The 21,667-nt window shown below is 61.6% G+C and carries 16 protein-coding genes; 8 read left to right on the top strand and 8 right to left on the bottom strand.

Annotated features, from left to right (window positions below; translation table 11 throughout):
* The first annotated feature begins 1 nt into the window (after window position 1).
* Both PspS04_RS06965 and PspS04_RS06960 read left to right on the top strand, forming a co-directional pair.
* Window positions 2-733, top strand: a complete 732-nt coding sequence (locus PspS04_RS06965) for a DUF899 domain-containing protein (protein ID WP_159994312.1) — start codon at window positions 2-4, stop codon at window positions 731-733.
* A 71-nt stretch (window positions 734-804) separates the two neighbouring features.
* Window positions 805-1,080, top strand: a complete 276-nt coding sequence (locus PspS04_RS06960; protein WP_159994310.1) for a hypothetical protein — start codon at window positions 805-807, stop codon at window positions 1,078-1,080.
* 193 nt (window positions 1,081-1,273) lie between these two features.
* On the opposite strand, the gene PspS04_RS06955 is transcribed toward PspS04_RS06960, so the two are convergent.
* Entirely contained in the window at window positions 1,274-2,620 is a 1,347-nt protein-coding gene (locus PspS04_RS06955) for a DEAD/DEAH box helicase (protein ID WP_095080400.1), read from the bottom strand.
* A 194-nt stretch (window positions 2,621-2,814) separates the two neighbouring features.
* Here PspS04_RS06955 and PspS04_RS06950 point away from each other — a divergent pair, with 194 nt between their 5' ends.
* Window positions 2,815-4,113 (top strand): mechanosensitive ion channel family protein, encoded by a 1,299-nt coding sequence (locus PspS04_RS06950; protein WP_095170920.1) that lies wholly within the window; start codon window positions 2,815-2,817, stop codon window positions 4,111-4,113.
* Between the two features lie 10 nt (window positions 4,114-4,123).
* Here PspS04_RS06950 and PspS04_RS06945 read toward each other — a convergent pair whose 3' ends face one another.
* The 3 genes from PspS04_RS06945 to PspS04_RS06935 form a co-directional block, all read right to left on the bottom strand.
* Window positions 4,124-4,990, bottom strand: a complete 867-nt coding sequence (locus PspS04_RS06945; RefSeq protein WP_159994308.1) for a carboxylate/amino acid/amine transporter — start codon at window positions 4,988-4,990, stop codon at window positions 4,124-4,126.
* Window positions 4,991-5,270: 280 nt separating this feature from the next.
* Window positions 5,271-5,870: an FMN-dependent NADH-azoreductase gene (locus tag PspS04_RS06940; RefSeq protein ID WP_095170916.1), complete on the bottom strand. Its 600-nt coding sequence runs from the start codon at window positions 5,868-5,870 to the stop codon at window positions 5,271-5,273.
* 149 nt (window positions 5,871-6,019) lie between these two features.
* Complete coding sequence (locus tag PspS04_RS06935) at window positions 6,020-6,334, bottom strand: 3-phosphoglycerate kinase (protein ID WP_095170914.1); 315 nt, start codon at window positions 6,332-6,334, stop codon at window positions 6,020-6,022.
* A gap of 49 nt (window positions 6,335-6,383) precedes the next feature.
* Between PspS04_RS06935 and PspS04_RS06930 the strand changes: the two genes are divergently transcribed.
* The 5 genes from PspS04_RS06930 to aqpZ all read left to right on the top strand — a co-directional run bounded on the left by PspS04_RS06930 (window position 6,384) and on the right by aqpZ (window position 12,394).
* Window positions 6,384-7,307, top strand: a complete 924-nt coding sequence (locus PspS04_RS06930; protein WP_095170913.1) for a LysR family transcriptional regulator — start codon at window positions 6,384-6,386, stop codon at window positions 7,305-7,307.
* Between the two features lie 14 nt (window positions 7,308-7,321).
* Window positions 7,322-8,125, top strand: a complete 804-nt coding sequence (locus tag PspS04_RS06925; RefSeq protein ID WP_095170911.1) for an alpha/beta fold hydrolase — start codon at window positions 7,322-7,324, stop codon at window positions 8,123-8,125.
* A 3-nt stretch (window positions 8,126-8,128) separates the two neighbouring features.
* Entirely contained in the window at window positions 8,129-8,692 is a 564-nt protein-coding gene (locus tag PspS04_RS06920) for a peptidylprolyl isomerase (RefSeq protein ID WP_095170909.1), read from the top strand.
* Between the two features lie 88 nt (window positions 8,693-8,780).
* Window positions 8,781-10,613, top strand: a complete 1,833-nt coding sequence (locus tag PspS04_RS06915) for an ABC transporter ATP-binding protein (RefSeq protein WP_095170907.1) — start codon at window positions 8,781-8,783, stop codon at window positions 10,611-10,613.
* A gap of 1,082 nt (window positions 10,614-11,695) precedes the next feature.
* Complete coding sequence (gene aqpZ / locus PspS04_RS06910; RefSeq protein WP_159994306.1) at window positions 11,696-12,394, top strand: aquaporin Z; 699 nt, start codon at window positions 11,696-11,698, stop codon at window positions 12,392-12,394.
* A 20-nt stretch (window positions 12,395-12,414) separates the two neighbouring features.
* Here aqpZ and PspS04_RS06905 read toward each other — a convergent pair whose 3' ends face one another.
* The 4 genes from PspS04_RS06905 to hrpA form a co-directional block, all read right to left on the bottom strand.
* Complete coding sequence (locus tag PspS04_RS06905; protein WP_159994304.1) at window positions 12,415-13,539, bottom strand: GNAT family N-acetyltransferase; 1,125 nt, start codon at window positions 13,537-13,539, stop codon at window positions 12,415-12,417.
* A gap of 146 nt (window positions 13,540-13,685) precedes the next feature.
* On the bottom strand, window positions 13,686-15,029 hold the full coding sequence (locus tag PspS04_RS06900; RefSeq protein ID WP_095170900.1) for an OprO/OprP family phosphate-selective porin: 1,344 nt from the start codon (window positions 15,027-15,029) through the stop codon (window positions 13,686-13,688).
* Window positions 15,030-15,301: 272 nt separating this feature from the next.
* A complete protein-coding gene (locus tag PspS04_RS06895; RefSeq protein WP_159994302.1) occupies window positions 15,302-16,423 on the bottom strand; it encodes a beta-ketoacyl-ACP synthase III in 1,122 nt (373 codons plus the stop codon).
* 1,202 nt (window positions 16,424-17,625) lie between these two features.
* Window positions 17,626-21,537 carry an ATP-dependent RNA helicase HrpA gene (gene hrpA / locus PspS04_RS06885; RefSeq protein ID WP_159994300.1) on the bottom strand — a complete coding sequence of 1,304 codons (3,912 nt, stop codon included), beginning with the start codon at window positions 21,535-21,537 and terminating at the stop codon, window positions 17,626-17,628.
* Window positions 21,538-21,667: the final 130 nt, after the last annotated feature.

Raw genomic sequence — 21,667 nt, 5'->3', positions numbered from 1 at the left:
CATGCACATTCACGATCACCCGGTGGTGTCCCGGGAGCAATGGCTGGCTGCCCGCCGCCAACACCTGGCACACGAAAAAGCCTTCACCCGCGAACGGGACAAGCTCAGCGCCGAGCGCCGCGCCCTGCCCTGGGTGAAAATCGACAAGGGTTATCGCTTCCAGGGCGCAACGGGAGAACTGGGCCTGGCCGACCTGTTTGGCGTTCGCAGCCAACTGGTCATCTACCACTTCATGTATGGCGACGGCTGGGACGAAGGTTGCCCGGGCTGCTCCTTCCTCGCGGACCACATCGACGGCGCCAACCAGCACCTGTCTCACCATGACGTGGCCCTGGTGGCGGTGTCCCACGCGCCGCTGGCGCAGTTGCAGGCCTTCAAACAGCGCATGGGCTGGAAGTTCGACTGGCTGTCGTCAGAAGGTTGCGATTTCAACTACGACTTCGGCGTCTCGGCCCGCGCGGAAGAGCTGGCGGCCGGCTCCGCAACCTACAACTACGAAAAGTCCGACAGCGCCGAAGAAGAACTCCCCGGCCTCAGTGTGTTTTATCGCAACGAAACCGGCGAGATTTTCCATACCTACTCCACCTACGCCCGCGGCCTGGACTTGCTGGTGGGTGCCTACAACTACCTGGACCTGACGCCCAAGGGGCGTAATGAAGAGCAGATCATGGAATGGGTGCGCCATCACGACCGCTACGAGGAGACGGCTGGCGCCAGTTGCTGCCACTCATGACAACCGGCTGAACTTTTCCCCGAGGCCGGCCCTCAACCGGGTACCCAAGAACGGCACCGGAGGCCCACCCGATGAACAGCCTGCTGAAATTGACCCTTGTCGCCACACTGTGCAGCGCCCTGCCCGCCTGGGCCTGCACCCCGGAAGAAGCCACGGCCAAGCGTGAGCAACTGGCCCAACGCGTGGCCACGCTCACCGAGCAGAACCCGACCAAGGCCAAGGAAATCAACGACGAGTTGCAGAAAATGGACCTGGGCACCGCTGCCGCGGACCTACCGGACAAGTGCCAGTTGATTGACCTGCGGCTCAAGGAGCTGGATAGCGCAGAGAAGAAGGCTGACGGTTGATCGCGAGGCAGATTCTGAGGCTGATCAGTCAGGGAGATACGGCCAGCCCTTGTGGGAGCGAGCCTGCTCGCGATGGACGTGAACGATAACGCGGGGTTTCAGTCACCACGCGGCGCTCTCAAGTTCATCGCGAGCAGGCTCGCTCCTACACCAGAGCGCCCGGTCCGGGTTTTTATCGTCTCAGCGCAGCGCGTTATTCCGCCGCTGGAGCTTCCGGCTTGCGGCGCTTGAGCGGGGCCATGCCGTCCTTGCTCACCAGCGACAGGGCGTCGGTCTTCGGTCGGTTGGCGATCTTGCGCTTGGTTGGTGCCTTGGCGGCTGACTTCTTCTTGTCACCCTTGGCGTCAGTCTTTTTCTTCTTCACGCCAACGGCCTTGCCCGAAGCCTTGACCTTTTTCGGTCCGCCGTAGGTGCCTTTGACTTCCTTGATGGTGCGGCGCTCGAAGCTCTGCTTGAGGTAGCGCTCAATGCTCGACATCAGGTTCCAGTCGCCGTGGCAGATCAGCGAGATCGCCAGGCCATCGTTACCGGCACGCCCGGTACGACCGATACGGTGCACGTATTCGTCGCCGCTGCGTGGCATGTCGAAGTTGATCACCAGGTCCAGGCCGTCCACGTCCAGGCCGCGAGCGGCTACGTCGGTAGCCACCAGGATCTTCACCCCGCCCTGCTTCAGACGGTCGATCGCCAGCTTGCGGTCCTTCTGGTCTTTCTCACCGTGCAAGACAAACGCCTTGTACTCCTGCGCCACCAGGCGGCCGTAGATACGGTCGGCCATGGCCCGGGTGTTGGTGAAGACGATGGCCTTCTGGTAGGTCTCGTTGGCCAGCAGCCAGTTGACGATCTGTTCTTTGTGCTGGTTGTGGTCAGCGGTGATGATTTGCTGGCGAGTGGTCGCATTCAGCTGGCTGACCGCATTGAGCTGCAGGTGCTCAGGGTTGTTCAGCACCTTGGCGATCATCTCGCGCAGGCCCGAACCGCCGGTGGTGGCGGAGAACAGCATGGTCTGCTGACGGTTGGTGCACTCGTCGACCAGGCGCTGGACGTCTTCGGAGAAGCCCATGTCGAGCATACGGTCGGCTTCGTCGAGCACCAGCACTTCAACTTCTTTCAAGTCGAGGTTGCCGGCGTTCAGTTGCTCGATCATCCGCCCCGGCGTACCGATCAGGATGTCCGGCACCTTGCGCAGCATGGCGGCCTGGACCTTGAAGTCTTCACCGCCGGTGATCAGGCCGGACTTGATGAAGGTGAACTGCGAAAAGCGTTCCACTTCCTTCAGGGTCTGCTGGGCCAGCTCACGGGTCGGCAACAGGATCAGAGTCTTGATGCTGACACGGACTTTCGCCGGGCCGATCAAGCGGTTGAGGATCGGCAGGACAAATGCAGCGGTCTTGCCGCTACCGGTTTGCGCCGTCACCCGCAGGTCACGCCCTTGCAGCGCGAGCGGGATAGCCGCTGCCTGCACAGGCGTTGGCTCGACAAATTTAAGCTCGGCCACGGCTTTGAGCAGGCGTTCGTGCAGGGCGAATTGGGAAAACACGGGTGCTACCTCGAAGAAATACAAAAAATCAGCTGCATAGGGTAACGGTTTCGAGCGCTCAGGCCGAGTTTCTTTATGCAAACGGTCGCAAACAGTGGGTATTTTATTAGCTGATTTGTCGTAAAACCGAACCCGACTCCGCTTAAATGCTCTAATCGACCCCGTCCTGACCTACAGAAGAATCGTTTTAGCTTATGGATCTCAAACAGCTCTGGCTCAATACCCAAGAACTCTGGACCGCGCTGGAGCAACACCCGCGCGTGTACTCCGGCCTGGCATTGCTGATGTTGCTGGCGGTGGCGCTGGTCGTCGGACGAGTGGCGCGCTACCTGATCCTGCACGCCGTCAAGTTGCTCGGCCGGCAGCCGGCCATGCATTGGCTCAATGACTTGCTCAACAACAAGGTGTTCCACCGCCTGGCCCAGATGACCCCGTCGCTGGTGGTTCAGTTCGGCCTCAACCTGATCCCCGAACTGAACAAGATCACCCGCAATTTTCTCGACAACGTGGCCCTGGCGTTCACCATCCTGTTCCTGGTGCTGGCCATCAGCGCCCTGCTAAACGCGCTGCTGGACATCTACGCGCGCACCGAGCACGCCCGGACCCGCTCGATCAAAGGGTATGTGCAACTGGCGAAGATGGTGCTGTTCGTGTTCGGTGCGATCATCATCGTCGCGACCCTGATCGACCGCTCGCCATTACTCCTGCTGTCGGGCCTGGGCGCCATGTCGGCGGTGATCTTGTTGGTCTACAAGGACACCCTGCTGTCGTTCGTCGCCAGCGTGCAACTGACCAGCAACGACATGCTGCGGGTCGGCGACTGGATCGAAATGCCCCAGGTGGGCGCCGATGGCGATGTGGTGGACATCACCCTGCACACCGTCAAGGTGCAGAACTTCGACAAGACCATCGTCTCGATCCCGACCTGGCGCCTGATGTCCGAGTCTTTCAAGAACTGGCGCGGCATGCAGGCCTCCGGGGGGCGGCGAATCAAGCGCAGCCTGTTCATCGATGCCAGCGGCGTGCGTTTCATTACCGATGATGAAGAACAGCGCTTGACCCGTATCCACCTACTCACCGACTACATGACGCGCAAACAGGCCGAACTCAAGGCCTGGAACGAGGCCCAGGGCAACGTCGCGGCGATGTCCGCCAACCGCCGACGGATGACCAACATCGGCACTTTCCGCGCCTACGCGCTGGCCTATCTGAAGAGCCATGCGCAGATCCAGCCGAACATGACCTGCATGGTCCGCCAGATGCAGACCACTGCCCAGGGCGTGCCGCTGGAAATCTATTGCTTTACCAGCACTACCGCCTGGGCCGACTACGAGCGCATCCAAGGCGACATCTTCGACTACCTGTTGGCGGTGCTGCCGGAGTTTGGCCTGAGCCTGTACCAGCAACCGAGCGGCAACGACCTGCGGGCCGGGATCCTGCCGGCGGTGCTGGGGGCCAGTCACATCACGCCGCAGGAACAACAGCGCGGGTAAATGCCCAACCTCAGGTGGCGGTGGCCGGTTGGCGAATGCCCAACCGGCTGATCCACACCGCCGCCAGTATTACCAACCCGCCCAACAGCAGCCGTCCCAGTTCTTCGTGCTGGTTCCAGATCAGCAGGTTGAGCAGCAAGCCCACCGGCACGTGCAGGTTGTTCATTACCGCCAGGGTCCCGCCGTTGACCAGGCAGGCGCCCTTGTTCCACCAGTACAGGCCCAGCGCCGTCGACACCAGCCCAAGAAACAGCAGCACGGCCCATTGCAGCGGGGCTTCGGGCAGGAAGTTGCTTTTGCCGAACATCAGGAACGCGGGCAACACCACCAGCAAGGCGCCCAGGTAGAAATAGCCAAAACGTCGGTAATGCGGCAGGTCACTGGGGTGCCGCGCCACCAGGTGCTTGTACATCACCTGCCCCGCGGCGTAGGTGAAGTTGGCCAGTTGCAGCAGCAGGAAGCCCATGAGGAAGTCCGGGCTGATGCGGTCGTAGCGGATCACTGCGGCACCCAGCACCGCCACCAGCGCTGCCACCAGTGCCCAGGGGTTGAAGCGGCGGTTCAGCGCGTCTTCGATCAAGGTCACGTGCAGGGGAGTAAGGATAGTGAACAGCAGCACTTCCGGCACCGTCAGCACACGAAAGCTCAGGTACAGGCAGACGTAGGTCACGCCGAACTGCAAGGCGCCGATCACCAGCATCCCGCGCATGAACGCCGGTTCCACCGAGCGCCAGCGGGTCAGCGGAATGAACACCAGCCCGGCCAGGACCACCCGCACCAGCACCGCAAAGTAGCTGTCGACGTGACCGGCCAGGTATTCGCCGATCAAGCTGAAGGAAAACGCCTGGATCAGCGTGACAAAAAGTAGATAGCCCATGTTCGCCTCATTTTTCAATGGCGGCGACGATAACGGGTTTTGGACCTGATCGCGAACACCCAACCAACACAAACCTTGTGGGACAAACCGGCTTGCACAGCTGGTACACGCTGACCACCCGGCAAATTCCAGGCAAAAAAAAGCCCGATCTCGCTAAAGCGTGCAATCGGGCAGGAGCACTCAGGAGCAACAAGTGCAAAGGGAGGTTCGATGCGCATGCAACCTTGAAGGGGTACGCCAGCTCACTAGACCATCCAGCGATTATCTGGCGATTAACATATCAAGCCACTTTGGCCAGCTTGGCGTTAGCCTGGTCCAGGCCCTTGGCCTGGAAGTCGCCACCCAGGTTCATGCCTTCGGCATGAATAAAAGTGACGTCGTGGATACCGATGAAGGCCATGACCTGACGCAGGTAGGGTTCCTGGTGATCGCTGTTGCTGCCAGCGTAGATCCCGCCGCGAGCGGTCAGCACATAGGCGCGCTTGCCGCTGAGCAAGCCTTGCGGGCCGGTGGCGGTGTACTTGAAGGTAACCCCGGCACGCAGCACGTGGTCGAGCCAGGCCTTGAGGGTGCTGGGGATCGCGAAGTTGTACATCGGCGCGGCCATTACCAGGACATCGGCGGCCAACAGTTCGTCGGTCAGCAGGTTGGAGCGTTCCAGCGAAGCCTGTTCGCTGTCAGTGCGCTGCTCGGCAGGTTTCATCCAGCCACCCAGGAGGTTGGCATCCAGGTGCGGAACCGGCTGGCTCGCCAGGTCGCGGACGCTGATCGAGTCGGCCGGATGTGCGGCCTGCCACTGCTCGATGAAGGTCTGGGTCAGTTGACGGGATACCGAGTCTTGCTGGCGGGCACTGCTTTCGATGATCAGAACGCGGGACATGGGATGTAGCCTCCATCGGTGAATGCTGTAAGTCGATGGAGTGGAGATTAAACAGAGTCATATCGATGAAAAAGCGCAAATAACTGCTATAACCCATCAATAAATTCGTTTATAAGCACGTATGCTCAACCACAGCGTCCCGCTGCCCATCATTTCGGGGTACAGGTCACCGTGAGGTAGAGCTTGATGATCTTGCGGCTGAACTTGGCCGACAGCTCGGCGCTGCGCCCCGGCTCGACACTGACTCGGCGGGTGCGTGGAGATTCCGGGCCATTGCGGAAGATCACCTTGCAGTCGGCGGCTTTATCGCCGTAGTTGTTCAGGGTAATGGAGCCCATGTCGTAGTCGGTGGCGTAGGTGGTGTAGTCAATCTTCAGATCATTGAGGTGTTTTTCAACATCGATGGGATAGGCAAACGCACTCAACGGCAACATCGCCAGCAGCACACAACAGATTTTTTTCATTCGGCAGCCTCCAATGGAAGCCGCCAGCTTAGGACAAGAGGAGCCCATCATGAAAGCGCCCCGCGTGACCCTTGATCAATGGCGCACGCTGCAGGCCGTGGTCGACCACGGCGGATTCGCTCAGGCGGCCGAAGTGCTGCACCGCTCGCAATCGTCCGTCAGCTATACCGTAGCGCGCATGCAGGATCAGCTCGGCGTGCCGCTGCTGCGCATCGACGGGCGCAAAGCGGTGCTGACAGAGGCCGGTGGCGTGCTGTTGCGGCGTTCGCGGCAACTGGTCAAGCAGGCCAGCCAGCTGGAAGACCTGGCCCACCACATGGAGCAAGGCTGGGAGGCTGAGGTGCGGCTGGTGGTAGACGCCGCCTACCCCAGTGCCCGGCTGGTCCGTGCGCTCACCGCGTTCATGCCGCAAAGCCGAGGTTGCCGCGTGCGCTTGCGCGAAGAAGTGCTGTCCGGGGTCGAAGAGGTGCTGCTCGAAGGCGTGGCCGACCTGGCCATCTGTGGGTTCAGCATTCCCGGCTACCTCGGGGCAGAGCTGAGCGATGTCGAATTTGTCGCCGTGGCCCACCCCGAGCACTCCTTGCACCGACTCAATCGCGAGTTGAACTTCCAGGACCTGGAAAGCCAGTTGCAAGTGGTGATCCGCGACTCCGGCCGGCAGCAGCCACGCGACGTCGGCTGGCTGGGTGCCGAGCAGCGCTGGACCGTCGGCAGCCTGGCCACCGCAGCCACCTTCGTCAGCAGCGGCCTGGGGTTTGCCTGGCTGCCGCGACACATGATCGAGCGTGAACTCAAGGAAGGCGTGCTCAAGCTGCTACCGTTGGACCAGGGTGGCAGCCGCAATCCCAGTTTCTATCTCTACTCAAACAAGGACAAACCCTTGGGTCCGGCCACGCAGATCCTCATCGAACTGCTGCGCACCTTCGACACCGCGCCGCTGGATGCCCCGTTCGCCGCCCCAGAACAAGCCTGACAAGGAGTTGCGCCATGGCCTATTTCGAGCATGAAGGTTGCACCCTGCACTACGAGGAGTATGGCCACGGCACACCGTTGCTGCTGGTGCACGGACTGGGCTCGAGCACCCTGGACTGGGAGCAGCAGATTCCCCAGCTCGCGGCACACTATCGGGTGATCGTCCCCGATGTGCGCGGCCATGGCCGTTCCGACAAACCCCGCGAGCGCTACAGCATTGCCGGCTTCAGCGCCGACCTGGTGGCCTTGATCGAGCACCTCAACCTTGGCCCGGCCCACCTGGTGGGACTGTCCATGGGCGGGATGATCGGTTTTCAGTTGGCGGTAGATCAACCGGCGTTGCTCAAGAGCCTGTCTATCGTCAACAGCGCACCCCAGGTCAAGCTGCGCAGTGCCGATGATTACTGGCAATGGTTCAAGCGCTGGAGCCTGATGCACGTGCTGAGCCTGGGCACCATCGGCAAAGCCCTGGGCGCCAAGCTGTTCCCCAAGCCAGAACAGGCCGGACTGCGGCAAAAGATGGCCGAGCGCTGGGCAAAAAACGACAAACGTGCTTATCTCGCCAGCTTCAACGCCATTGTTGGCTGGGGGGTCGAGGAACGACTGTCACGAGTGACCTGTCCAACCCTGGTCATCAGCGCCGACCGCGACTACACCCCGGTGGCGCTCAAGGCGGCCTATGTCAAACTACTGCCCGATGCGCGTCTGGTGGTGATCGACGATTCCCGCCACGCCACCCCGCTGGATCAGCCACACCGCTTCAACCAAACCCTGCTTGAGTTTTTAACCACAGTCGACACCACTACCCAGGATCACTGACCCATGCTGAAAAAAATCGCCCTCGTGGCCGGCTCCGTACTGTTCGCCGCCAACCTGATGGCCGCCGAAGCAGCCAAGGCTCCCCATGTACTGCTGGAGACCACCAACGGTCAGATCGAAATCGAACTGGACCCGGTCAAGGCGCCGATCAGTACCAAGAACTTCCTTGAGTACGTCGACAGCGGCTTCTACACCAACACCATTTTCCACCGGGTGATCCCGGGCTTCATGGTCCAGGGCGGTGGTTTCACCCCACAGATGGCGCAGAAAGACACCAAGGCACCAATCAAGAACGAAGCCAGCAACGGCCTGCACAACGTGCGTGGCACCCTGTCGATGGCCCGTACGTCCAATCCGGACTCGGCCACCAGCCAGTTCTTCATCAACGTCGCCGACAATGATTTCCTCAATCCGGGCCGCGATGCCGGCTACGCGGTCTTCGCCAAAGTGGTCAAGGGCATGGACGTCGTCGACATCATCGTCAACTCGCAAACCACCACCAAACAAGGCATGCAGAACGTGCCGATCGACCCGGTGCTGATCAAGTCGGCCAAGCGCATCGACTAAGCTGTACAGGGCGTCCTGAGCGGCAGCGGATGGTTGATCGCGCCGCTCGCATCAAAAAAAGGAGAGCCCGTACGCGGGCGTTTGACTGATGCTCTATCGCCGCTTCGAAAAACTCATCGATATCTTCCGTGAAGCCCCGACGGCAGCCCCGCCCGACCAGGTGCTGCCCTTCTATACCTACTACCTGCGCCAGGTCTGGCCCAGCTTCGTCGCGCTGCTGGTGGTGGGCCTGTTTGCCGCGTTGGTCGAAGTGGCGCTGTTCAGCTACCTGAGCCGGATCATCGACCTCGCCCAGGGCACACCGAATGCCGACTTCTTCAAGGTGCACGGTGCCGAGCTGGCCTGGATGGCCGTGGTTGCCCTGATTCTGCGGCCAGTGTTTGTCGGTCTGCACGACCTGCTGGTGCACCAGACCCTGAGCCCCGGCATGACCAGCATGATCCGCTGGCAGAACCACAGCTACGTGCTCAAGCAGAGCCTGAATTTCTTCCAGAACGACTTCGCCGGGCGCATCGCCCAGCGCATCATGCAAACCGGCAACTCACTGCGCGACTCCGCGGTGCAAGCCGTGGATGCGTTGTGGCACGTGCTGATCTATGCCATCAGCTCGCTGGTGCTGTTCGCCGAGGCCGACTGGCGCCTGATGATCCCGCTGCTGACCTGGATCGCCGCCTACATCGCCGCCCTTTGCTACTTCGTGCCCCGGGTCAAGGAGCGCTCGGTGGTGTCGTCCGATGCTCGTTCCAAACTCATGGGGCGGATCGTCGACGGCTACACCAACATCACCACCCTCAAACTGTTCGCCCACACCAATTTCGAACAGCAGTACGCCCGCGAGGCAATCGCGGAACAGACCGAAAAATCCCAGTTGGCCGGCCGTGTGGTCACCAGCATGGACGTGGTCATTACCACCATGAACGGCTTGTTGATCGTCGGCACCACCGGCCTGGCGTTGTGGCTGTGGACCCAGTCGTTGATCTCGGTGGGGGCGATTGCCCTGGCCACCGGCCTGGTGATCCGCATCGTCAACATGTCGGGCTGGATCATGTGGGTAGTCAACGGCATTTTCGAAAACATCGGCATGGTCCAGGACGGCCTGCAGACCATCGCCCAGCCGATCAGCGTGACCGACCGCGAACCGGCGCCCCGCCTGGAAGTGACCCGTGGCGAGGTGCGCTTCGAGCACGTGGCGTTCCACTATGGCAAAAAAAGCGGAATCATCAGCGACCTCAACCTGGTCATCAAGCCCGGTGAGAAGATCGGCTTGATCGGCCCATCGGGCGCTGGCAAATCGACCCTGGTCAACCTGCTGCTGCGTCTGTACGACGTGCAGGCCGGGCAGATCCTGATCGACGGCCAGAACATCGCCCACGTCGCCCAGGAAAGCCTGCGCGAGCGGATTGGCATGATCACCCAGGACACCTCGCTGCTGCACCGCTCGATCCGCGACAACTTGCTGTACGGCAAACCCGACGCCAGCGATGCCGAACTCTGGGAGGCGGCGCACAAGGCCCGCGCCGATGAATTCATCCCGCTGCTGTCGGACGCCGAAGGGCGGAGCGGCTTCGACGCTCACGTCGGTGAGCGCGGGGTGAAACTGTCCGGCGGCCAGCGCCAACGGATCGCCATCGCCCGGGTGCTGCTCAAGGATGCGCCGATCCTGATCATGGACGAAGCGACCTCGGCCCTCGACTCGGAAGTCGAAGCAGCAATCCAGGAAAGCCTGGAAACCCTGATGCAGGGCAAAACGGTGATCGCCATCGCCCACCGCCTCTCCACCATCGCCCGCATGGACCGCCTGGTAGTCCTGGAAAACGGCCAGATCGCCGAAAGCGGCACCCACGCCGAACTGCTCGCCCACGGCGGCTTGTATGCACGACTATGGCAGCACCAGACCGGAGGATTTGTCGGCATCGATTGAAATCGTAGCGAGCTGGCTTGCCCGCGACGGCCATAGGTATCTACACAACTTTGTAGCGGCCTGTGGGCTGGCCGGGATGTTGGATTAGGTCGAGTACTTATCCATTTCTTCGGTAACGGCCTCCTATGGTTCCGCCTGACGGCGGCTCACTTTTGAACAGCGCAAAAGTAAGCAAAACGCTCATGCCCCACCACTTGGCACCTCGCTTGGGCTCGGTGTGCCCTCACTCCGGCTTGAATCCGTGGGCCGCCGCCACGCGCCATCCATGGCGCGGGGCGGCTAACCCGGCGTCCTGCCGGGTTACCCACGGCTTCAAGCCTGCGTTCGGCCAGCGTGGTTAACGGGGCGCCCAGGATCAAAAGCCAGAGCCAGAGCCAGAGCCAAAGCCAGTGCCAGTGCCAGTGCCAGTGCCAGATCAAAAGATGGCTGACTTCGTCAGCGTCTTGGGAAGTAGAAGCTACACCGCGCATGCCCTAGCGATCAGGTCGGCTTTCAGGCCGCCTCGCTTTGTTTTTGATCCTGGGCGTCCCGTTAACCACGCTGGCCGTACTTCGATATTGATTTGGGGGGTAAACCGGCAGGACGCCGGTTTAGCCGCACTGGGCCAGGGAGGGCCCATTGCGGCGGCCCCCCAAATCAATGTCGGAGTACGGGCATGCCGAGCCTAAGCGAGGCACCGAGTGGTGGGGAAAGAGCGTTTTGCTTACTTTTGCGCTGTTCAAAAGTGAGCCGCCGTCAGGCGGAACCATAGGAGGCCGTTACCGCAAAAATGGATATGTACTCGGTCTAATCCAACATCCTGGTCGCACCACAGTTGTGTAGATACCTATGCCGCGATGGCGCCAGCACAGCCAACATCAATGACGCCTGACACACTGCCATCGCGAGCAGGCTCGCTCCCACAAACGCTGCTCGATATGCCCCTCACAAACCGCCAAAGCCCCTTGCTCAGAGCCTCAGGGGTTTTGCGTGGCACTGGCATTCCAGAAAAACCCTGCTTCACTCAGCAAAGGTTCTGGAGATGGTTCTGTAGTCCATCTGCGGAGGCACAAGGCAGCGTTAACTCGAAAGGGCACACTCTCATGTCTCTGTTAAAACGTTCGGCTACAGAGTTGGTAGGTACGTTCTGGCTGGTTTTGGGTGGTTGCGGCAGTGCGGTGCTGGCGGCGGGTTTTCCCGAGGTGGGCATCGGCCTGCTGGGGGTGTCACTGGCGTTTGGCCTGACGGTGCTGACCATGGCCTTTGCCATCGGCCACATCTCCGGTTGCCACCTCAACCCGGCGGTATCCCTCGGGCTGGTGGTCGGCGGGCGTTTCCCGGCCAAGGAACTGCCGGCCTACGTCATCGCCCAGGTGCTCGGTGGGATCATCGCTGCCGCCCTGCTCTACTTCATCGCCAGCGGCAAACCCGGCTTCGAACTGGCCAGCGGCCTGGCTTCCAACGGCTACGGTGAACACTCCCCCGGCGGCTACTCGATGGCCGCAGGTTTTGTCACTGAGCTGGTGATGACCGCGATGTTCATCCTGATCATCCTCGGTGCCACCGACAAGCGTGCACCCGCAGGCTTTGCCCCGATCGCCATCGGCCTGGGACTGACCCTGATTCACCTGATCTCGATCCCGGTCACCAACACCTCGGTCAACCCGGCACGCAGCACCGGACCGGCGCTGATTGTCGGCGGCTGGGCGATCCAGCAACTGTGGCTGTTCTGGCTGGCACCACTGCTGGGCGCGGTGATTGGCGGCGTGGTCTATCGCTGGCTGGGCAAAGAGGACAACTGAGCGGCGCGCTGACGCGAGGATCAGCCTTGTCGATAAGGCAAGGCGCTCCTCGCTTCCTCGGCATAGCCCAGGACCCCGACGCGCTCACGCGCCAGGAAGTCCTGCACCGCCGACTTGAGTCCAGGGTGACGCAAGTAATGCCAGGAATGGGTGATCACCGGTTCAAAACCACGAATCAGCTTGTGCTCGCCCTGGGCACCGGCATCAAAGCGCTGGAACCCGTTGGCAATCGCATAGTCCATGCCCTGATAAAAGCAGGTCTCGAAGTGCAGGCGATCGAACTCCGCCAGGCAGCCCCAGTAACGACCATAAAAACTATCGCCGCCCACCAGGCTGAAAGCCATGGCCACCGGCCGTGAACCTTGCTTGGCCAACACCACACGAATGGCTTGCGGCATACGCTCGGCCAGCAGGCTGAAAAACTCCCGGGTCAGGTAGGGTGTCTGCCGGCGCACGGCGTAAGTATTGGCGTAGCAGGCATAGACAAAATCCCACTGCACCTCATCAAGTTGCCTCCCCTCCAGCCATTCAAACTCGATACCCTGCCCCGCCACCTGCTCACGCTCCTTGCGCATCTGCTTGCGCTTGCGCGAACTGAGCACATCAAGAAAGTCCTGGAAGTCCCGGTAGCCGCGATTCTGCCAGTGATACTGGCAGCCGATGCGCTGCAACCAGCCCGGTTGCTGGGCCAGGGCGTCGTCGGTAAAGGCATCGGTGAAATTGATATGGGCGCTGGAGAGATCTTCGATCTCCAGATACCCCGGCAAGCTCTTGAGTAACTCGACACCATCCTGCCCATCGGCCGCGAGCAAGCGCGGGCCACTGACCGGACTGAACGGCACGGCGCTCAGCAGCTTGGGGTAATAGGCGATTCCCGCACGCTCACAGGCATCGGCCCAGGCATGGTCGAACACGTACTCGCCATAGGAGTGCCATTTGCGGTAACTGGGCAACGCTGCCAGCAAGCGACCGTCTTCGATGTGCAGCAGGTGTTCCGGCTGCCAGCCCGAGTGCGGGCCGAGGCTGGCACTGTCTTCCAGGCTGCTGAGAAAAGCATGCCGCAGGAACGGCTGAGTGTCGGGTACCAGGGCGTCCCACTCTGTCGGCGCAATGGCGGACAGACTGTCCAAAACATGTAACGGCATTCTGTTCCCCGCAGGCACAACCCCAAGACCTGCCGAGTATCGCCCATCCCTGAGGCTTGCCGAAATAAAAAAAACCCCGCCGAGGCGGGGGAAACGAAAGGAGCTTTAACGGATGAAGTAAGAGCTCGTGCTGCGGGTGCTGCGATTTAGAACACGTATTGCGCGCGGACCACGAAACCGTCGCCGTTGTCATCGCCAGTACGTTGTGCCGGGGTCGTACCGCTGGCTGCGGTGGCGTTGGTGACCTTCTCGGTCTTGGCGTTGAGGTAGGCCGCGGAGATCTTCACTGCTTCGTTGGCGTACCAGTTGACACCCAGGGTGTGCACCTTGGCTTCGGCATCGCCGACGTCACGGGTCAAGGTGGCGGTGGTGATGTTGTCGTCTTCGACGGTCAGGCTGTCGTAGCGATAGAACACTTCCCAGGCACCAATCGACTTGTTGGCCGGCTTGATTGCGTCGAACTTGCCGACTTTATAGCCGCGCGATTCGCCAGTCAGGGTGTAGGCGCCCTGTACGTAGAAGCCGTGGCCCTTGATGTCTTCATAGGCGCTGTCGTCGGCCTTGGTCTTGCGGGTGACGTATTCACCCTGGATCGAGGCTGGGCCCATGGCGAAGGCCGCTTCCAGACCCAATGCGTCGTCGCGGTCGAAAGAACCGGCTGGCGACGAGGAGCTGCCACCCAGCACCGGACGGTTGCCGTTGCTGCCCGCATCGTTGCCGCCCAGGGTTTCCACGCCACGCATGCCCATCCGGGTGCGATAACGGGAGTCGAAGGCCGTATCCGAGACATCACGCGACGCCAGGTTCAGACCGAAGTGCAGGACATTGCCGGCATCGTGCATCGGGGCGAAGACAAAACGTCCGTTGACCTGCTTGACGCTGTTGCCGTCGGTGTCGTCGGTGTCCTTGCTGAACACGCCGGCGGAGGCATAGAACGACTCGGCAAAGGTGCTCGAGGCTTGCAGGCCCAGGCCATTCTGGTGACCGTTGGCCCAGTCGACCATGTCATAGGCCATGTTGCGCTCTGGCGCGGTAACCCACTTGGAGCTGGTGGCTTTTTCCAGGCCGAAGTCCGGGTCAAAACGGCCGACCTTGATCGACACCGGCTTGAAGCCGTTGTAGGCCAGGGACGCTTCGTCGAAGTAGCCGTTGTCAGAGTCGCCGCTGTTGTGGGAGAAGTCGTAGCTGACGGTGTAGGCCCAGTCGGTGTAGAGCACACCGGACAGTTCCAGGAACGCGCGACGCAGGTAGGCCGCATCCGCAGTGTCACCATTCTTGGTGTAGATGCCGTCGAACTGGCTGTAGTCCGCCTGCACTCGGCCGCCCAGTTTGAAGCTGAATTCTTTATCGGTGGTTGCGACCTCGAGGCCGCCCTTGGTCTTGACTACGATATCGGCGCCGTCAGAGGTGACGGTGCCAGCGAAAGCCTGGGCGGTCACTGCCATGGCCAGTGCGCTGGCAGCAAAACCGGCGAAGTGCTTACGGATCATCGAAGAGTTCCCCTAATTGGTGGTCTAAAGCTGGAAACACGCGGTTCAGGCCCGCTTGTGTTGGGAGGGAATCTTGGCGAGGACGTATTGCAGGCAAGTTGCCATTAGATAAAGATTTGATGACAACGGAACTTTTTTACTTCGAATCGAAATAAATCTGCTACGCGTCGTCGAGCGGGCTGAGAGCCGCGAGATAGGGCGATTACGAGGGAGGCAAAGCGACAGCCTGCGGTGCGACCGCAGGCTGTGGGGGGCGTTTTGCTAACGCAGGATCAGCGTTTGCGCAGAATCACGCTGCCGATCGAGTAACCGGCGCCAAAGGAGCTGAGCACCGCCAGGGAGCCGGCAGGCAGATCATCCTGATGCTTGTGAAAAGCAATCACCGAACCGGCCGAGCTGGTGTTGGCGTAAGTGTCGAGGATCACCGGTGCCTCTTCTTCCGTGGCTTCACGGCCCAGCAGCTTCTTGACGATCAGGTGGTTCATGCTGAGGTTGGCCTGGTGCAGCCAGAAACGCTTGACGTCACTGACGTTCAGGTTGTTCTCCTGCAGGTGGCTGCCCACCAGCTCCGCGACCATCGGGCAAACGTCACGGAACACCTTGCGGCCTTCCTGGACGAACAGCTTGTCGCGGGCACCGATGCCCTCTTCTGCTGCGCGGTTGAGGAAGCCGAAGTTGTTGCGGATGTTGTTGGAGAACTTGGTCAACAGCTTGGTGCTGACCACATCGAACTGGTACGGGGAGGTCGCCAGGTCCGCACGTTCGATGATCACCGCCGTGGCGGCATCGCCGAAGATGAAGTGGCTGTCGCGGTCACGGAAGTTCAGGTGACCGGTGCAGACTTCCGGGTTGACCATCAGGATGGCCCGGGCCTGGCCCAGTTGCACGCTGTTGGCGGCGGCCTGGATGCCGAAGGTGGCCGAGGAGCAGGCCACGTTCATATCAAACCCGAACCCCTGGATGCCCAAGGCTTCCTGAACTTCGATGGCAATGGCCGGATAGGCGCGCTGCAGGTTGGAGCAGGCGACGATTACCCCGTCGATGTCCGCGGCGGTCTTGCCGGCACGTTGCAGGGCTTGTTCGGCAGCGCCGATGGCCATCTGGCAGAGCACCGACCATTCGTCGTTGGAGCGCTCAGGCAGGCGTGGCGCCATGCGCGCGGGGTCGAGAATGCCTTCCTTGTCCATGACAAAGCGGCTCTTGATCCCGGAAGCTTTTTCGATAAAGGCAGCGCTGGACTCGGTCAGCGCCTCGACTTCGCCACGCTCGATGGCCTGGGCGTTTTCGGCGTTGAACTGGGCGACGTAAGTATTGAAAGACTGCACCAGCTCTTCGTTGGAGATGCTGTTGGCCGGGGTATACAGGCCGGTGCCGCTGATGACGACGTTATGCATGCTCGTTTCTCTAATCTGTTCAGGCAGAAAGCATTGGCACCGACGTACCAATACATAAAGGGTCGTATCCCGTCAGTGGGCATCGACCTGGCGTCGCTTTATTCCGATCCGTCCTGGCCTGCAGACACGCAAAACCGCGGGACCGGCGTTTATAGGCGCGAAGTTTGCCATAAACCTCGGGGTTTGGCCCTATTGGCTGGATCAAACGGCCATCGACCCAACACTTTGCCGGTGGGAGCGGGCTTGCCCGCGATGGGCATAGGTATCTACGTGGACTTGCTCCCGTGGCGGCCTCTGGGCCGACCGGGGTGTGGGATTAGGCCGAGTACATATCCATTTCTTCGGTAACGGCCACCTATGGTTCCGCTCTTACAGCGGCTCACTTTTGGAGCCCAAAAGTAAGCAAAAGGCTCTTGCCCCACCACTTGGCACCTCGCTTGGGCTCGGTGTTCCCTCACTCCGGCTTGAATCCGTGGGCCGCCGCCACGCGCCATCCATGGCGCGGGGCGGCTAACCCGGCGTCCTGCCGGGTTACCCACGGATTCAAGCCTGCGTTCGGCCAGCGTGGTTAACGGGGCGCCCAGGATCAAGATCAAAAGCCAGAGCCAGAGCCAGAGCCAGAGCCAGAGCCAGAGCCAGAGCCAGAGCCAGAGCCAGAGCCAGAGCCAGAGCCAGATCAAAAGATCACTGACTTCGTCAGTGTCTTAGGAGGTAGAAGCTACACCGCGCATGCCCTCAACGATCAGGTCGGCTGTAAGGCCGCCTCGCTTTGTTTTTGATCCTGGGCGCCCCGTTAACCACGCTGGCCGGAATCCGATATTGATTTGGGGGGTAAACCGGCAGGACGCCGGTTTAGCCGCACTGGGCCAGGGATGGCCCATTGCGGCGGCCCCCCAAATCAATGTCGGAGTACGGGCATGCCGAGCCTAAGCGAGGCACCGAGTGGTGGGGCAAAAGCGTTTTGCTTACTTTTGCGCTGTTCAAAAGTGAGCCGCCGTCAGGCGGAACCATAGGAGGCCGTTACCGCAAGAATGGATATGTACTCCGCCTAATCCAACACCCCAGAGGCCCAGAGGCCGCCACACGAGCAAGCTCCCTCGCCACAGGCCGCTACAAAGTTGTGTAGATACCTATGCCGCGATGAGGCCAACACCTTCAACAACCATGTCAAATGCCGCCCGGCCCGCTCCCACAGGGATATCTCAGGCTTCGACCTGGGTCCACTGTTTGTTCAGGCGCTTGTCGGAAATCGGTACCTTGGTCCCCAATTGCTGGGCAAACAACGACACCCGGTATTCTTCCAGCGACCAGCGATACAACTCCAACTGCGGATCGCGCTTGCCTTCCTGGGCATGTTTGTTGGCGCGGGCCTGGTATTGCGCCCAGAGCGCCGACAATTCGCCGCTCCAGACCCGATCCTTCTGCACCTGGGCGCCGAGTTTCTCGAAGCGTTGTTCGACGGCCTTGAGGTAGCGCGGCAGCTCCTTGAGCCACACCATCGGGGTTTCGCGGACAAACCCTGGGTACACCAGGTGACTCAACTGTTGCTTGATGTCATTCAAGGCCACCGCTTGCGCCAGGTCGATCTTGCCCTTGAAGCGTTTTTGCAGGCCGTGCCAGAGCTTGAGAATCTCCAGCGTCAGCTTCGCCAGGCGCTCGGCATGCTCGGTCCAGCCGCCGCGCTTGCGTTCGGCCAGCGCTGCCAGCCCGGCGCCATCGCGGGGCAGGTTCGGCTCACCGTCGAGAATGCAGCTGTCCAGGCTCGCCAGCAGGATGTCTTCCACCAGCGCGTCGATCCGCCCCAACTCTCGATACATCAAGCCCAGTTCGGTGAGCCCCGGCAATTTGCCCCGCAGGAACTTCGCCGGCTCCGCCAGTTGCTGCATCAGCAGGCGCTGCAAGGCGCGGCGGTGCTGGAACTCGGCCTCGGCCGGGGTCGAGAAACGCCCCTCCTTGACCGTGCCCGCCTCCTCCACCAACGCCGGATAGACCGTCATCGACAGCCCGGCGATCTTCTGTTGGGTTTGCTGCGCCACGGCGGCGAAGACCTTGGCCTCCACCGGCTGCTGGCTTTTCGCAGTCTGTGGCACCGCCAATGCTGCCTGGCTGGCTTCGGCAAACCGCGCCGTCAGCTCGGCCAGGTCACGGCCTTCGCCGAGGAACTTGCCTTGGCCGTCGACAATTTCCAGGTTCATCCGCAAGTGGCTTTCCACCTGCTGCGCGGCTTCGGCCCAGGCCTCGTCGCTGACCCGCGCGCCGGTCATGCGCAACAACTCCCGACCCAGGGCCAGGGGCAGCGAGCCGTCGCCGAAGGTGATCCGTTGCAGGGCCGCCTTGACGAAATCCGGCACCGGCACGAAGTTCTTGCGCAAGGCTTTCGGCAAGTTGCGCACCAGGGCGATGCACTTGGCCTCGATCACCCCTGGCACCAGCCACTCCAGGCGCTCCGGTGGCAGCATCGGCAACAGCGGGGCCGGTACGCGCAGGGTCACGCCATCACGCGGATGGTTGGGTTCAAAGTGATAACTCAACGCCAGGGTCAGGTCGCCCAGGCGCAGGGTGTCCGGGTAATGCGCCGCGGTGATTTCGTTGGCCTCGCGCGCCAGCACGTCTTCCTCGCGCATGATCAGCAACTGCGGGTCTTTCTGGCTGTTGACCTTGTACCAACTGTCGAAGGTCGCGGTCTGGTGAATCTCTGCCGGCAAGCGCGCGTCATAGAACGCGAATAAGGTTTCTTCGTCCGCCAGGATGTCGCGCCGGCGCGCCTTGGCTTCCAGTTCATCGAGCTGTTCGAGCAACTGCGCGTTAGCCGTCAGGCACTTGGCCTTGGACTGGATCTCGCCACGCACCAGGGCTTCGCGGATGAATAGCTCACGCGACACCAGCGGATCGATCGGCCCGTAATGCACCGGACGGCGACCGACGATAATCAGCCCGAACAAGGTGATCTGCTCGTATGCCACCACCTGCCCACGCTTCTTCTCCCAATGGGGTTCGAAGTGGTTTTTCTTGATCAGGTGCCCGGCCAGCGGTTCGATCCAGTCGGCATCGATCTTGGCCACCATGCGCGCGTAGAGCTTGGTGGTCTCCACCAGTTCGGCGGCCATCAGCCATTGCGGGCGCTTCTTGCCCAGGCCCGATGAGGGGTGAATCCAGAACCGCCGCTGACGGGCACCGAGGTAGTCGCCCTCCTCGGTTTTCTGCCCGATCTGGCTGAGCAAGCCGGACAGCACCGCCTTGTGCAGCTTGGGGTAATCCGCCGGTTCCTTGTTCAGCGACAGCTGCATGTCGCGGCAGATCAGGCTCAACTGGCGATGCGAGTCACGCCACTCGCGCAGACGCAGGTAGTTGAGGAAATTCTTGCGGCACCAGTTGCGCAACGGGCTAGCGGTCAGCGCCTGGCGCTGCTCTTCAAAGCCGCGCCACAGATTGACCAGCCCGGCGAAGTCCGAGTCGACGTCCTTCCATTGCGCGTGGGCCTGATCGGCGGCCTGCTGACGCTCCGGCGGCCGCTCGCGCGGGTCCTGGATCGACATGGCACTGGCGACGATCAACACTTCCTGGAGGCTGCCCAACCTGGCCGCTTCCAGCAGCATGCGCCCCATGCGCGGGTCGACCGGCAAGCGCGCCAGTTGCCGGCCCAGAGGCGTCAGCTGACTGTTGCGGTCCACCGCCGAGAGTTCCTGCAGCAGGTTGAAGCCGTCGCTGATGGCCTTGCCATCGGGCGGTTCGATGAACGGGAAATCGGTGATCTCACCCAGGCGCAGATGGAGCATCTGCAGGATCACCGCCGCCAGGTTGGTACGCAGGATTTCCGGGTCGGTAAATTCCGGCCGACCGATAAAGTCTTCTTCACTGTACAGGCGAATACAGATGCCCGGCTCGACCCGTCCGCAGCGACCTTTACGCTGGTTGGCGCTGGCCTGGGAAATGGCCTCGATCGGCAGGCGCTGGACCTTGGCTCGATAGCTGTAGCGGCTGATGCGCGCGGTGCCGCTGTCGATCACGTAGCGAATGCCCGGCACCGTCAGCGAGGTTTCCGCGACGTTGGTCGCCAGGACCACACGCCGCCCCGGGTGCGACTGGAAGATCCGCTGCTGCTCGGCCGGTGACAGACGGGCATACAGCGGCAGGATTTCGGTGTGTTTGAGCTGGGCCTTGCGCAGCATGTCGGCGGCGTCGCGAATCTCCCGCTCGCCCGGCAGGAACACCAGCACATCACCCGGGCTGCGGCGCTCGCTGCGTTCATGGGCGGCGATTTCATCGAGGGTGGCGAGGATCGCCTGGTCCACCGTCAGGTCGTCTTCGACCCGGTTGCCCTCCTCGTCCTGCTCAAGCGTCAGCGGCCGGTACCAGGTGTCCACCGGGAAGGTACGCCCCGAGACTTCGACGATCGGCGCGTCGTCGAAGTGCTTGGAGAAGCGCTCCAGGTCGATGGTCGCCGAAGTGATGATGACTTTCAGGTCGGGACGGCGCGGCAGCAGGGTTTTCAGGTAACCGAGCAGGAAGTCGATGTTCAGGCTGCGTTCGTGGGCTTCGTCGACGATGATCGTGTCGTAGCGCTCGAGGTAGCGGTCGTTCTGGGTTTCCGCCAGCAGGATGCCATCGGTCATCAGCTTGATCAGGGTGTTGGAATCGCTCTGATCCTCGAACCGCACCTGATAGCCGACCAGTGCACCCAGCGGCGTGGCCAGCTCCTCGGCGACCCGGCTGGCGACACTGCGCGCGGCAATCCGCCGTGGCTGGGTGTGCCCGATCAGGCCATGCTGGCCGCGGCCGATTTCCAGGCAGATCTTCGGCAACTGGGTGGTTTTACCCGAACCGGTTTCCCCGGCAATGATCAGCACCTGGTGCTTTTGCAGGGCAGCCTTGATTTCGTCGCGCTTGGCGGCAATCGGCAAACTGTCGTCGTAACGAATCACCGGCAGGCTGGCACGCCGCGCCAGCACCTGGTCGCAGGACGCTTGCAAACGCGTCACCCACTGGGCCAGCTTGGCCTCGTCGGGCTTCTTGCGCAGCTCGAGCAACTGGCGCCGCAGCCGGTGGCGGTCGGCGAGCATGGCGTGATCGAGGTTGTTCAGCAGTTTGTCGATGGAAGGCGATTCGTCAGTCATCAGGTACGCAAAGGTCGTCTAGTGGCGCAGGGGGGCGATTGTCGCAGATTTGGCGGGATAAATAATGGTGCGGTGCATGACCCCATCGTGTGTGGCCTTTTCGCGGGCAAGCCCGCTCCCACAGGGATCG

Origin of the sequence: Pseudomonas sp. S04 (genome assembly GCF_009834545.1) — a bacterium.
Classification (GTDB): Bacteria; Pseudomonadota; Gammaproteobacteria; order Pseudomonadales; family Pseudomonadaceae; genus Aquipseudomonas.
This window is presented reverse-complemented; position numbering and strand designations above follow the sequence as displayed.

What these genes read in the sequence shown, in the direction of transcription:
- PspS04_RS06965 (WP_159994312.1), top strand. Translation starts at nt 2, where the DNA reads ATGCACATTCACGATCACCCGGTGGTGTCCCGGGAGCAATGGCTGGCT.
- PspS04_RS06960 (WP_159994310.1), top strand. Translation starts at nt 805, where the DNA reads ATGAACAGCCTGCTGAAATTGACCCTTGTCGCCACACTGTGCAGCGCC.
- PspS04_RS06950 (WP_095170920.1), top strand. Translation starts at nt 2,815, where the DNA reads ATGGATCTCAAACAGCTCTGGCTCAATACCCAAGAACTCTGGACCGCG.
- PspS04_RS06945 (WP_159994308.1), bottom strand. Translation starts at nt 4,990, where the DNA reads ATGGGCTATCTACTTTTTGTCACGCTGATCCAGGCGTTTTCCTTCAGC.
- PspS04_RS06940 (WP_095170916.1), bottom strand. Translation starts at nt 5,870, where the DNA reads ATGTCCCGCGTTCTGATCATCGAAAGCAGTGCCCGCCAGCAAGACTCG.
- PspS04_RS06935 (WP_095170914.1), bottom strand. Translation starts at nt 6,334, where the DNA reads ATGAAAAAAATCTGTTGTGTGCTGCTGGCGATGTTGCCGTTGAGTGCG.
- PspS04_RS06930 (WP_095170913.1), top strand. Translation starts at nt 6,384, where the DNA reads ATGAAAGCGCCCCGCGTGACCCTTGATCAATGGCGCACGCTGCAGGCC.
- PspS04_RS06925 (WP_095170911.1), top strand. Translation starts at nt 7,322, where the DNA reads ATGGCCTATTTCGAGCATGAAGGTTGCACCCTGCACTACGAGGAGTAT.
- PspS04_RS06920 (WP_095170909.1), top strand. Translation starts at nt 8,129, where the DNA reads ATGCTGAAAAAAATCGCCCTCGTGGCCGGCTCCGTACTGTTCGCCGCC.
- PspS04_RS06915 (WP_095170907.1), top strand. Translation starts at nt 8,781, where the DNA reads ATGCTCTATCGCCGCTTCGAAAAACTCATCGATATCTTCCGTGAAGCC.
- aqpZ (WP_159994306.1), top strand. Translation starts at nt 11,696, where the DNA reads ATGTCTCTGTTAAAACGTTCGGCTACAGAGTTGGTAGGTACGTTCTGG.
- PspS04_RS06905 (WP_159994304.1), bottom strand. Translation starts at nt 13,539, where the DNA reads ATGCCGTTACATGTTTTGGACAGTCTGTCCGCCATTGCGCCGACAGAG.
- PspS04_RS06900 (WP_095170900.1), bottom strand. Translation starts at nt 15,029, where the DNA reads ATGATCCGTAAGCACTTCGCCGGTTTTGCTGCCAGCGCACTGGCCATG.
- PspS04_RS06895 (WP_159994302.1), bottom strand. Translation starts at nt 16,423, where the DNA reads ATGCATAACGTCGTCATCAGCGGCACCGGCCTGTATACCCCGGCCAAC.
- hrpA (WP_159994300.1), bottom strand. Translation starts at nt 21,537, where the DNA reads ATGACTGACGAATCGCCTTCCATCGACAAACTGCTGAACAACCTCGAT.